The organism is Algoriphagus sp. Y33, assembly GCF_014838715.1.
Taxonomy (GTDB): Bacteria; Bacteroidota; Bacteroidia; order Cytophagales; family Cyclobacteriaceae; genus Algoriphagus.
Genome location: NZ_CP061947.1, coordinates 3,234,472 through 3,246,961, shown reverse-complemented (window position 1 = coordinate 3,246,961; position 12,490 = coordinate 3,234,472). Strand labels below are relative to the sequence as shown.

10 protein-coding genes are annotated in these 12,490 nt (G+C 42.2%); 6 read left to right on the top strand and 4 right to left on the bottom strand.

Annotated features, from left to right (window positions below; all coding sequences use genetic code 11):
• Nucleotides 1-47 precede the first annotated feature (47 nt).
• The 5 genes from ID165_RS13025 (at nt 48) to ID165_RS13005 (ending at nt 5,217) form a co-directional block, all read left to right on the top strand.
• Complete coding sequence (locus ID165_RS13025; RefSeq protein ID WP_192085273.1) at nt 48-533, top strand: hypothetical protein; 486 nt, start codon at nt 48-50, stop codon at nt 531-533.
• Entirely contained in the window at nt 530-1,840 is a 1,311-nt protein-coding gene (locus ID165_RS13020; protein ID WP_192085272.1) for a peptidoglycan DD-metalloendopeptidase family protein, read from the top strand. The genes ID165_RS13025 and ID165_RS13020 overlap by 4 nt, the downstream gene beginning before the upstream one ends.
• Nucleotides 1,841-2,026: 186 nt before the next feature.
• Nucleotides 2,027-2,320 carry a hypothetical protein gene (locus tag ID165_RS13015; RefSeq protein WP_192351800.1) on the top strand — a complete coding sequence of 98 codons (294 nt, stop codon included), beginning with the start codon at nt 2,027-2,029 and terminating at the stop codon, nt 2,318-2,320.
• Complete coding sequence (locus ID165_RS13010) at nt 2,320-4,155, top strand: flavohemoglobin expression-modulating QEGLA motif protein (RefSeq protein WP_192085271.1); 1,836 nt, start codon at nt 2,320-2,322, stop codon at nt 4,153-4,155. The genes ID165_RS13015 and ID165_RS13010 overlap by 1 nt, the downstream gene beginning before the upstream one ends.
• 18 nt (nt 4,156-4,173) lie before the next feature.
• Nucleotides 4,174-5,217, top strand: coding sequence for a glutathione synthetase (locus tag ID165_RS13005; RefSeq protein WP_192085270.1), 1,044 nt, complete (start codon nt 4,174-4,176; stop codon nt 5,215-5,217).
• Nucleotides 5,218-5,342: 125 nt separating this feature from the next.
• On the opposite strand, the gene ID165_RS13000 is transcribed toward ID165_RS13005, so the two are convergent.
• On the bottom strand, nt 5,343-6,287 hold the full coding sequence (locus ID165_RS13000) for a succinylglutamate desuccinylase/aspartoacylase family protein (RefSeq protein ID WP_192085269.1): 945 nt from the start codon (nt 6,285-6,287) through the stop codon (nt 5,343-5,345).
• 394 nt (nt 6,288-6,681) lie between these two features.
• Complete coding sequence (locus ID165_RS12995; RefSeq protein ID WP_192085268.1) at nt 6,682-7,302, bottom strand: YdeI family protein; 621 nt, start codon at nt 7,300-7,302, stop codon at nt 6,682-6,684.
• A gap of 122 nt (nt 7,303-7,424) precedes the next feature.
• Between ID165_RS12995 and ID165_RS12990 the strand changes: the two genes are divergently transcribed.
• The gene (locus ID165_RS12990; RefSeq protein ID WP_192085267.1) at nt 7,425-9,116 is read left to right on the top strand and encodes a GMC oxidoreductase; all 1,692 of its coding nucleotides are present in this window, start codon (nt 7,425-7,427) and stop codon (nt 9,114-9,116) included.
• 265 nt (nt 9,117-9,381) lie between these two features.
• Here the strand turns inward: ID165_RS12990 and ID165_RS12985 are convergent, their stop codons facing one another.
• Together ID165_RS12985 and ID165_RS12980 are read right to left on the bottom strand one after the other, a co-directional pair.
• Nucleotides 9,382-11,391, bottom strand: a complete 2,010-nt coding sequence (locus ID165_RS12985) for an alpha-amylase family glycosyl hydrolase (RefSeq protein WP_192085266.1) — start codon at nt 11,389-11,391, stop codon at nt 9,382-9,384.
• Between the two features lie 486 nt (nt 11,392-11,877).
• Nucleotides 11,878-12,231 (bottom strand): DUF805 domain-containing protein, encoded by a 354-nt coding sequence (locus ID165_RS12980; RefSeq protein WP_192085265.1) that lies wholly within the window; start codon nt 12,229-12,231, stop codon nt 11,878-11,880.
• Nucleotides 12,232-12,490 lie beyond the last annotated feature (259 nt).

Below are 12,490 nucleotides of genomic sequence, written 5' to 3'. Positions count from 1 at the left end.
GCAAGATCAATTGTTGATTTTGCCCGCATAATTTCTAATTCACCCTCATGGATATAAAACATTTCTTGATTACGGTTTTTTCCGGATTGGTGGGTACGGTTGCCATGACCTTAATCATGTACCTATATTCTTATCTAAGTCATTCATTCACCAAGGTGATTCATATCTTGGGAAATATGCTAGTGGCCGAGCGAAATTATTACACACCAAGCAAAAGCGCCATTACCGTGGGTAGCATTGCACATTTCGGAGTAGGTGTGCTTTTTTCTTTATCGTATTTTCTGCTTTGGAATTGGGGTATATTCAAAATTAATGTGCAGGACTCTATTCTGATAGGAGCAATAAGTGGAGTAGTAGCGATAGTGGTATGGAAAGGGTATCTTAGTTTACATGCAAATCCGCCTAAGTTGTCTCATTTCCATTACTTTATAGCCTTATTTATCGCCCATATAGTATTCGCAGTAGTCAGTGTGTATGTATTGCAACTGATTACTAACAATCCTGAGTTATGGTATGAACAATCATCCCGATGAGAAATCTGATATCAAAACTCGTTCTTTGTGTCCTACTGGGCATTCTTATATGTTCTTGTAACCGGTCTGTACGCATATTCAAATCCAACTCAGCTAGAATTCAGTATGAAAATAAACTTGAGAGCTCAGGGATCAACTCTACAAAAATAGGAGAGGAGTGGTTGAACTCTGCCGATGAAGCACTACTGAATGCTCCATTGCTACAAGTTCCCATTGCAATTCAGGGAAGTTTTAAGTCTAAAAGCATAGCTGCTGAAGCGTGGAAAATCCAGTTAGAACAGGGAGCATCCATCAACATAGTAGTACGGTGGCATGCAAATGACAGCAGTGAATTGATTGTTGACTTATTGGAAGGGCCGGAGTGGAAGGAACTAAAGTCCTACACCGCTCAAAATGACTCGGTGAAGTTTGAAGCCGGTAAAACTGGATATTATGTGATTCGGATTCAGCCGGAACTTCTTGGTCAGGGGAACTTTCAGCTAAGGATTAGTGGCACTGCCACCTATGCTGTTTTTCCTGTGGAGGGAAAAAACAGCAGAGCAATACAAAGTGTTTGGGGTGATGTGCGTGATGGCGGACGTAGGACGCATGAGGGCGTTGATATTTTTGCGGAGCGCGGTACACCTGTCCTTGCTCCTGTAGAGGGCGTAGTCACTGCCGTTCGGGATCGTGGATTAGGAGGTAAGCAAGTTTGGGTGAGGGACAGTGAACGTAACTGGAATCTTTATTTTGCTCATTTAGACAGTCAGCTGGTTAGGAATCTACAGCGGGTAAAACCGGGAGATACATTGGGACTGGTAGGGAACACCGGTAATGCTAGAACTACAGCGCCGCATTTACATTTTGGAATTTATCAAAGTGGAGCTATTAATCCTTTTCCAGCGATTAAAAATGATTTTATAGCTGCACCGTTGTTGCCGGATGAGCAGTTTTCTCCTGCTATGAAGGTGAATGTATCTCAAGCAAATTTGAGAAATGGGCCGAGTACCAAGTCAGCTGTTATATCCAGAATGAAGGTAGAAGAGCTTGTTTTCATTAAGGCTGCGACGTCGGACTGGTTTCAGATAAAGACTATTGAAGGAATGACTGGTTTTTTATATAAAAACCTCCTTTCTGGAATAGATTCAATAGCCTTGGAAGAAAAAACAGCTTATGCATATGGCAATTATCCGCGCTTATCGACTTCAGATAGCTTGTTGGTGGAATTGGATCAGTTTAGTAAAATCGGGACGACCAAAGATGGATTGGAAATAATTGTGGATAAGGATGATAACTTGCTTTACCTTCCTTTATCGCAGAAAAGGTAGTTGAAACTTTACTCATTCCGGGAACATTACTGCACATAGATCGGCTCGGAATTAAGTTGGATAATCTCAAATATTTTTTGAATAGAAGGAAAACAGGGCTATCGCCTTTCTCAAGGTAATTTGATTTTTTTTAAGAGTTTTTTCTGTCATAGGGCATCCATGTTGCCTTAACCTAAAGAAAAAGCTATGAAAACGACTAAGCAGGGAAACTCGAAAAACTTAAAGGATAAGTCAACAGAAGAACTCGTCAAGGAAGCTAAGGTAACCAAGGAAGATCTGGAAGCTCTAGGATCAAAGGAGGCAAACCTACGGGATGATGGCGGTGATGATGAACAGCTTATTGAGAGAAATCGGAAAGTTGATTTCACTGGAGATGATATGGACGTTCCCGGAAGCGAATTGGATGATGAGCAGGAAGATATTGGTTCCGAGGACGAGGAAAACAATTTTTACAGTAACGCAGACGAGGAGGAGAAGTAATGATCGATAAAAAGACAAAAGAAGCACTTACAGAAGCTCTTAAAACGGGAAATGTTCTCAACCTTTCACTTGGAGGCAAAAACCGAATAAGGATAGAGCGAAGACTGCCGTTTCTTTTGGTCTATAGAGAAGAAAAACATGATCATTTCAAAATATCCCATCTAATTCGAGCGGAGTCATCTTACCTCATCACTGAAGCCACGACAGATTTTAATTCTGACATTGCTATTCTAGTCAAGGAATTGTCAAAGGAACTGGCCGAAGAATATGGCTCGGTGATGGTGCTTGAAGTTTGGGTCGGAAGGCAGGACAGTAAAACCTTTGTACTCAAGACGGCCAAAGACAAAGCTCCAAATACAGTCAAAGCATTTCAAGATGGATTGGAGTCATTTTGTAAGTCTCATCAAGAGCTGACCGTTCGGGTGGAAAAGGATACTATACGTCATCCTGACCATTTGGAGGATTTTCTGACTTTAAAGCAATGTCAGGAGGCGGGGATTTATTTGATGGGGTTGGAGATCCCGCCGTTCTTTCAAGACCAAGATAAAAAGGAGTTTTTCTACCTTGTTTTTAAAGATTTTAAGCATGCTTTTTCTAATATCCTACGAAAGGCAGTTTATGAATTTATCCGTGTGCAGACTTCCTTCGATATTCCCAATTACCAGCGTTTGGGCACCATGCAGGTGGACGAGAAAGTTTGGGAAGTAGATCAGCATCTCTCTGAAATTGAAGCTAAGTTTCAGTTTTTACTGTTGATTTCTCCGACTAATACCATGCAGGCCAAGGAGGAGTTTATTGCAAACCGGCATCAAAAAAATCCGAAGTTCCTCTATCGGAATTTGCCTGTTGACCCCGATCGACTGAAAGAAGAATTATTCAGGATTGATATCAAAGGGATAGAAGATCCTACACTTTTATATCTCTACACCGAAAAACGTGAGGAACTCGAAAAGCAGATCACCATGCTAAAGGAGCGGGGAACCAAAAACTTCATGTATAGTAGCATCCGACTATACAGTTCCCCGGAAGTCGACTTGTATGAGACGGCCAAGCTTCTTTTAAAAACGTTACGGCCAGACAGCCATGAGGATGTAGAATGGATAGATCCTTACGACATGGCGAAGTTTTGCTCGGATGAAATAGCGCAGTATAAAACCCTATATCCGGAGCTTGACTCAAAAGTAGAGGTGAAACACGACATTGTCGGAATGCTGGTTTCCAAAGGACAATTATATATAGGTTCTAGCTTTAAAGTCCCTATGCGGCGGATCAAAGCCTTGGTCCACCATGAAATCGGTACCCACGTTCTTACATTTTATAATGGGAAAATACAGCCTTTCGGACAAATGAGTAGCGGCTTTGCCGATTACGATGAGCTGCAGGAAGGATTGGCTGTATTGGCAGAATATCTTGTGGGAGGGCTTACCAATAATCGACTCCGGACACTGGCTGCACGGGTTGTAGCAGGAAGATCAGTTACTGAGGGAATGTCTTTTGGAGAGACCTACCATTTGCTTACCGCAGATTATAATGAAGTGCCGGAGCAAGCTTTTCAGATTACTGCAAGAGCATACCAAGGAGGGGGATGCACCAAAGATATAATCTACCTCAGAGGGCTAATCAAGCTGATAGATTACCTGCAAAACGGAGGGGATTTGGAACCTTTGTATGTCGGTAAAATCGGTTTCAAGCATATTCCTTTAATACAGGAATTGCGTATACGTGACATCATCAAACCTTCTCCCCTTGTTCCGAATTTTTTGCAAACAGACACTGCCCAATTGAGACTTAAAAAACTAAAGGAGGGACTATCCTTACCCGAACTAGTCAACTAACCACTAACTACCACTAAAATGAAAATTGGATTTGTAGTAAATCAGCTAGAAACCGAAACAGGAGAATACAGTACTACGCTCCTGTCATCAGCTGCCATTCGTCGGGAGCATGAGGTTTACATCATCAGCGTGGGGGAGCTCTGCTATCTCGAAGATGGCAAAATGGGAGCTATAGCAGTCAAAGCACCTTCTACAAAGTTTCGCAGTTTGGAAAAATACATAGAGGCTCTCCACAGTCCTTCATCCGAGAAAATTCATATTTCCTCTGATGACTTGGATGTGCTTTTTCTGAGAAATAATCCCTGTGAGGAATTTGGGGAGCGGGCTTGGGCGCAGACAGCAGGAATGGTTTTTGGCCAGGTAGCCGTCGCAAATGGTGTACTTGTAGTGAATGATCCGTATTCACTGATGTCTTCTTTCAACAAAATGTATTTTCAGCATTTTCCGGAGAGCGTACGTCCCCGCACCATCATCAGCCGTGATGTGGATGAGATCAAGGAGTTTTACAAAAAAGAGAAAAATAAGATCATACTGAAGCCACTTCAAGGTTCTGGAGGTAAAGATGTTTTTTTGGTAGATAATGACAAAAACCTCAATCAAATGGTAGAAACTATCAATCGATATGGGTTTGTAATCGCACAGGAATACCTTCCTGCTGCCAAAAACGGTGATATTCGGGTGATCATGATGAATGGAAAAATCCTTGAAGTAAAAGGAAAATATGCTGCAGTAAACCGGGTCAATAGCAATGATATCCGGAGTAATCTACATACGGGAGGAGCGGCAGTTCACGCTGAAATAACCGAGGATATAAGGAGACTGTGTGAGATAGTTGGGCCAAAACTGATCAGGGATGGGATGTTTCTGGCCGGTATAGATATAGTAGGGGATAAAATCATGGAGTTGAACCTGGATAGTCCAGGAGCAATCAATGCGATGCACGACCTTGAAGGGGTGGATTTTGGATCAGCGATAATCGATGCGCTGGAGCGGAAAGTAGCTTATCAAAAGCACTATGACGGAGCACTTCCCAATGCTTTTTTGGCCACATTGAATTTGTAAGCTAAAGGCCGCAGAAATCAAAAAGGGAAAAGCCAATGGAGGTTTTTCCCTTTCTTAATCGTGATGTCGAAAGCTTACTGACTTGGTCTTAGGGAAGGAATTTGGATTGGATTTAGGATGTTTTTTTATGCCTGCTTCACTATAAAAAAACCGTCAGAGCCTTGGTTTTGGTATAAAGGCAAGAATACCCTTCCCTTAGAACGGGATACAATCGTTTCCCCATCCAATGTGGCCAAACGCTGGCCTTGATTGATTTTAGTGAAATTAGCATAGCCCGGATCCATTCTGAAATAATGGTCTTCACCAATTTCTTGTCTATAAATCACCTCGAAATTATCATTAGTCGGAGAGGCATTTTCCAGCATTTTATAGTAGTTGTCATATGGAATAGCTGATTTTTCCAGCATTCCGGTGTTCACCAAAATTATCCAGATCGCAGCTTCGTGATAGTCTACCGATTTGGGATCGTCATGCTGTCCCGCCTCCATGGTGAAGCCGGTGTGACCCTTGAGGGTCTGGTAGTGATCGAAGTGCCCCGGGATATATTTTTCTATTCCCTTCACTACGGGCAATGGCATCTGTTTAGCAAAATCGAAACTCCTTTCGCGTAAATTCACACTGATATACGGTGCAGTAGTAGAAGATGTGGTATGCAAGTCCATAAAATGAAAGGCGGAATTGAATTCTTCATTTTCCAGTTTTTCCACGATTTTTATTAATTCGTTAAACTCTGAAGCTTCGTGGAAATCCAATGATTGCTGTGCTTTCAACCGTTCTTCATTTGCCAATGTACAGACTCTGTTAAGATCTTTGTCGATCAGACGTACTCCTTTTTTCAAAGCAACGATATTTCCCGCGATGCCAACTATTTTGCCTTTCAATGAAGGCTTGTCCTCTTGAAGTTTTCGGAATACCCGCTGTATTGCAAGCACACCGCTTGTTTCATTTCCATGTATTCCTCCACTTACCAATAAATAAGGACCTGAAGTTTGGTTGCTTGGTTCCCTTGGGTATTCGCCTATTATTCTGGTAAGATTTTCTTTATCTAAAATTTCACTGTTCGTTTTCATGTGTTTATAATTGAGGTTTTATAGAAATAACCAGTCCCGTCCGATGCGGCGGATCGGGAGAATCCCGCAAGCCGGTTAATCATCTCTCTCGGTCTCGCCTTCGACAGGCTCGATTTCATGATTCCTAATCTTGAGGTTATTATAGATTATCCAAATTTTATACCATGGGAGACGAATGTGATCAACTGGCAAAAAAGCCTTTTTGATGCAATGAGAAGCGGTTTTGTTGCTGTTTTTATTTGCCAAAAGAAAAAATCTAACAAACTAATTGAGAGCAATTTTCCTCAATATGAGGACTTAAAAAATTTGATCATAAAATTCTTTTTCAGCTGGATTAAACCAATAACGCTCAGCTGTCTGCAATAGAAATTGAGAATCCGGAGACGCATGCTTACTAGCGGTCATTCAATCCTTTACCTTCTAGGATTTTTGGAGTGCACTTTTCAATCCTTGTTACACGGGTTTGGGTTTGCTTGGGAGCGGTAAAATACAGAATGTATCCTCTTTGTCTTCCTGGAGTCAAGGCCTCAAAAGCTTTTTTGAAACTGTGGTTTTCGTCTAACTTTGCTTGGAGCTCTTCGGGAATAGGCTCTGGATTTTTAATGAATTCTACTTTCAGGCCGGCTTTTTCTACTTCAATTGCTTCGTAAATATGGGACTTCAGGATGGTTTTCAACAGTGTTATATCTGTACTAGTAGTGAACTTGATCAGACGTGCTGCCTGCGTATTGTCGCCGGGCTTGCTCAGGATATTGTGGACATCCTGTAACAATGCTCCTTTAAAAAAACTGACAGTACAATACTCCTTCATTGCAGCCAATACCAGAACGTTTTTTTTCCGAAATGTGTAGCAAGGCACTCCCCATTTTGATTCTTCCACAAGCCCACAATCAAGAATGATCTTTCTGAGAAGGTGCAATTCTTTTGTCCAAAAATTGACTTTACAATCAGAAGTGCCGCCTAGGGGACAGCGTCCGCAGCCTTCTGTGAAATACAAATCAACGTTGGTATTCATAGGATGATGGTTTAGCGGGACACTATTGGAAACTAAGTTATTCATGCAGACCGAAGTATACAAATTGGATAATATTTAAGTTTGTTTTTTATTTAAGCGTGTTTAATGAATAGATTCAGCTTATGAAATCAAATCGATTTGATGCTATAGTAATAGGCTCCGGAATCAGCGGAGGATGGGCTGCCAAAGAGCTTTGCGAGAAAGGAATGAAAACTTTGGTGTTGGAAAGAGGTCGTGATGTGCAGCATTTGAAAGATTATCCTACCATGACTTCAGCACCTTGGGAGATGGAGCATAGAAATCAAATTCCAAGGGCTGATAAACTTGAGAATCCTGTAGTCAATAAATGCTATGCTTACAAGGAAGATACCCGGCATTTCTTTGTCAAGGATTCGGAGCATCCGTATGTTCAGGAGAAGCCATTTGACTGGGTTAGGGGATATCAGGTAGGCGGTAAATCTTTGATCTGGGCCAGACAGACTCAGCGCTGGAGCAAGTATGATTTCGAAGGACCAGACAGGGATGGTTTTGCTGTTGATTGGCCTATTAGATACGAAGACATAGCTCCATGGTATAGCCATGTTGAGCGTTTTGTGGGAGTAAGTGGCAGCTATGAAGGTTTGGAAACGTTACCTGATGGAGAGTTTTTGAAAGCCTGGGAGATGAACTGTGTGGAGGAGGCTATCCAAAAGCGGATTAAAGCTGCTTATGATGATCGTGATGTGATTATTGGGCGCTGCGCACATTTGACTTCTCCGAAAAAAGTGCATTTGGATCAGGGCCGTGGACAATGCATGGCACGTCACCAATGCTATCGCGGGTGTCCGTTTGGCGCATATTTCAGTTCGAATTCTTCTACTTTACCCGCTGCGGCAAAGACAGGAAATCTGACTTTAAGACCGGATTCGGTGGTACACTCCTTGATTTATGATGAGACTAAGGAGAAGGTGACCGGTGTACAAATAGTAGATAGGGTCTCAAAAGAGACGAGCGAGTACTTTGCGCCGGTAATCTTCATCAATGCTGCGGCCTTGAACTCTAATTTGATTTTACTGAACAGTACTTCAAATCGATTTCCTGATGGACTTGGAAATGATTCTGGTGTCTTGGGAAAGTATATAGCATTTCATAATTACCGTGGGGTAGTCAATGCAAATTATGAGGGCTTTGAAGACAAATATTATTACGGTAGAAGGCCTACCGCAGTGATGATGCCCAATTTCCGAAATGTAAAAAAGCAGGAAATGGATTTTATGCGCGGGTATATGACTTTTTATTCCGCGGGCAGGGCAGGTTTTGGTCATTCACCGGATATGCCTTTTGGAGCAGGGTTTAAGGAGAAAAATTCAACCCCGGGACCATGGTCTGTATATATGATGATGCAGGGGGAGACTATTCCCAAAGAAACCAACCGTGTGACATTGAGCCCTGACCGTAAAGATGAGTGGGGAATTCCTTTGCTTCAAATCGACGTGAGCTATGATGAGAATGATGAGAAAATCCTAAAGGATTTTCACGAACAGGGGGAAGAAATGCTGTCTAAAGCCGGTTGTGTAAATATCCGTAGAGGGGATTCCAAACAAGCTCCAGGCCTCGATATTCATGAGATGGGCGGAGTGAGAATGGGCAGAGATCCCAAGTCTTCCCTGCTTAATGGATTCAATCAGTTGCATGCAGCGCCCAATGTCTTTGTAACTGACGGAGCTTGTATGACCTCTACCGGTACTCAAAACCCTTCTATTACATACATGGCTTTGACGGCTAGAGCGGTAAATTATGCTGTAAGTGAAATGAAAAAGGGGAACTTGAAATAGTAGACTTGACCATCTTAGGATTTTATATATCGACTGGCTTTTGAGAGAAATTCATGAGTTTGGACTTTTCAAACTGGGATATAAGACACGTGGCTAGCTCGGTTCAAGACTATATGAGTTTATTGAAATTCAATCGAATAATAGGTTGTAGTTAACTTTATGAAGGTGTGCTTCCTTCATACAGGTAAGGCACAAGGTGTAACAGCGGTTTGAGCTTCTGTAGCTTGAAAGCCTGTGATTTTTGTAAATATATAGGAAATGAGAGTTAGATTCTTTCCAATACTAAGACAGTACGGTTGGGTAGGTATAATTGCATACACTGATGCTCATCCGTAAAATAATTCACTGTTTGGTCCAGACGCTCGAAGCCGCTGAATTCTTTCTGATCGGAATCCAACAGGATACTGTATTCCCCTGCTTTTCCCACATGGATGGGCAATCCAAAAAACGACTCAGTGGGATGGAAGGAGAACACGAAAACCAATCCCGCTCTTTCATACGCCAAGATTTTTTTGTCAGGATCAAGATGAAGTTGGGCAGCAGGAGCGGAAGCGAGTAGCTGATAGTCGTTTGCCAGTTTGATGATGGCTTTGTCCCAAGCTCCTAGCTGACCGTATCGCAACAGAGGATCATCTACCAGCGACCATTGTCTCCGCGCGTGCTGATAGCTCCAGTCATTTCCTTCTCTGGGGAAATCTACCCAGTCAGGGTGGCCAAATTCATTTCCGATAAAATTCAGATAGCCCTCCCCACCTAATGTGAGCGTGATCAATCTGATCAGTTTGTGGAGAGCAATTCCGCGATCCACAATAAGGTTTTGCTGAAGCAATGACATGGAGAAATACATCTCCTTATCCATCAGTCGAAATGCAAGTGTCTGATCACCGACTAAGGCTTGGTCGTGACTCTCGGCATATCCTATGGATCGCTCGGCAGCCGGTCTATTGGTCAGCTGATGCCAAAGCTCAAACATATCCCATTCCTCGTCTTGTTTGTGTTTGAGTGTTTTAATCCAAAAGTCCGGAACACCCATCGCCATACGGAAGTCAAATCCTATTCCTCCGTCTGCGATCGGTCTGGCTAGTCCGGGCATGCCGCTCATATCTTCGGCAATGGACATGCTTTGTGGCCTGAAGGTATGAATAAGTGTGTTTGCAAGTTGTAGATACAAAATTGCGTCTTCATCCACATTCTGATCAAAGTACAAATCCACCGAATCAAAATCCATGAATAAACCATGGTGGTGATACATGATAGAAGTCACGCCATCGAAGCGAAAGCCATCAAAATGGAATTCTTCCAACCAATAACGGATATTGGAAAGTAAAAACTGCTGCACTTCCCGCTTGGCATAATCGAAAACCTTGGAATCCCAAGCTTCATGATAGCCTTTGTCTCCGGGATGGAAGTATTGGTGATCGCTCCCGTCAAATTCATTCAGGCCTTCATTTATATTTTTGATCGCATGGGAATGTACTATATCCATCACTACTGCGATTCCCATTTCATGGGCTTTGTTTACCAGAGACTTCAATTCCTCAGGAGTGCCAAATCTTGATGTGGGAGCAAAGAAATTAGAAACATGGTAGCCGAACGATCCGTAATAAGGATGCTCCATCACAGCCATAAGCTGGATGGTGTTATATCCTGCAGCTTTGATTCGGGGAAGAGTAAGCTCCTCAAACTCTTTATAAGTACCCACCCCAAGCTTTTCCTGAGCCATTCCGATATGGCATTCATAGATTAGCGGTTGCTTGAGACTTTGTCGGGTGCTAAATGAACTGTCTGTCCACTTAAAATCTCCGGCAAACCAAAGTTGACCGGAGACATCGTGGGTTTCTTCGTCCTGAACCACTCTCCTTATATACGCAGGTATTCTATCCAATGCGCCATTCTCGGTAATGACATGGACTTTTACTTTGCTTCCATGTACAAATCTGTCTTTGTATTGTTTAAAAGGCAAAAATATCTCCCAGTCTCCGCGGGAGGTTCTTTTCATGGGATGGGAGTTTCGGTTCCAATCATTGAACTCGCCGCAGAAATAGAGTTGCTTGGCTGCCGGTGCCCATTCTCTGTAAATCCAGCCATTTCTCCACGGTTCAAAATGAATCCCGTAATAGTTATGGATTGAGGCATATTCGAGAATATTTCCACAGAAATCATCGATTTCTCTAATAGCTTCCTGATAACGATCAAATCTTCTGAGTATTTGTGTTTCGTATTGAGCAAGCCAAGTTTCCTGACGAACTAAAGCGATTTTTTGTGAATCTTCCACCTGTTTTTTTTTAGCTGATTTGAAGTTAAAAAAATGACGGCGATTATTCCCCAAACTTTTGAGTTTCCCACCTTTACTAAGGTGCAATAACAGAAAAGCGTCGAAGGAAGATGTATTTCCTCGACGCTTTTAATCCTCTTTCCTTAAAAATTAATTCCCAAGGATTCAAAGGGTACTCCCTTAAGTTACTGAGAACATAGTTCTTAGTTGGTTTAATTGCAAGAGAACAAGCACTGTTAGACATGTAAAATTGCCAAAGGACGGTCTCTCATATTGAATAATCAGCTGTTGGCCAGATTCTCATTGTCTGACTTCCATTGAATTAGTGGTAGAACCTTTAACCCGGATTATGCATTAGGTTTCGTAGTGAGGATATTAATTGCAAGAAAATCAGACTGTTTGGAGACTGAGGCATAGCATCGCTATGGTGAAGTCGAAAACAGCAATGTAATGGCTGTAATAGGATTGCTAATGCATATTTTTGGTTTAAAAGAGATCGGTTTTCCTTGGGCTTGGTCCGTATTTGTTTTCTCCATCCTGTCCTTTTTGTGCAGCCAGCCAGATAAATCCTATGAAATTGATTGGCGGAGGTATCAATAGATAAAGCGCATATTTCCAATCCAACCCTATGTCGTGAAGTCGTTTGATTGCTTGGACAAGTAAAATACAGATCGATGCGATGAGCGCTACTCCCGCACCGTAGAAAATCGCCCAGGATTGCGTCTGGAAACTGTCCCAGATCAACATCAGACATAGAATATTTATGAAATAAAATATGATAAACATGACCAGATACATTCTTCTGGTAATTCGTCCTTCCGGTTTGAATATAGTGTACATACTATGCTAACGGTCTGGATATAAAGTTGTTTATGAGATTAGGTTAAAATTTTATTCTGTTAAAGCTTTTGCTGTGTCATCTTAAGGTCTGGTACTTCTAGCATACCTTTGTCGTTGATAAGCACAAGTAGTTAATTATGAATAACCGCAGCGATGCCGGTAGCCTCAATTTCTTTGCGTATCAGGACGGTAGGCTGAAGCGACTTGAATGCGGTTAGCCAGGGACTTAGTCGGTTTGTCGATGCAAATGCGGATAGCC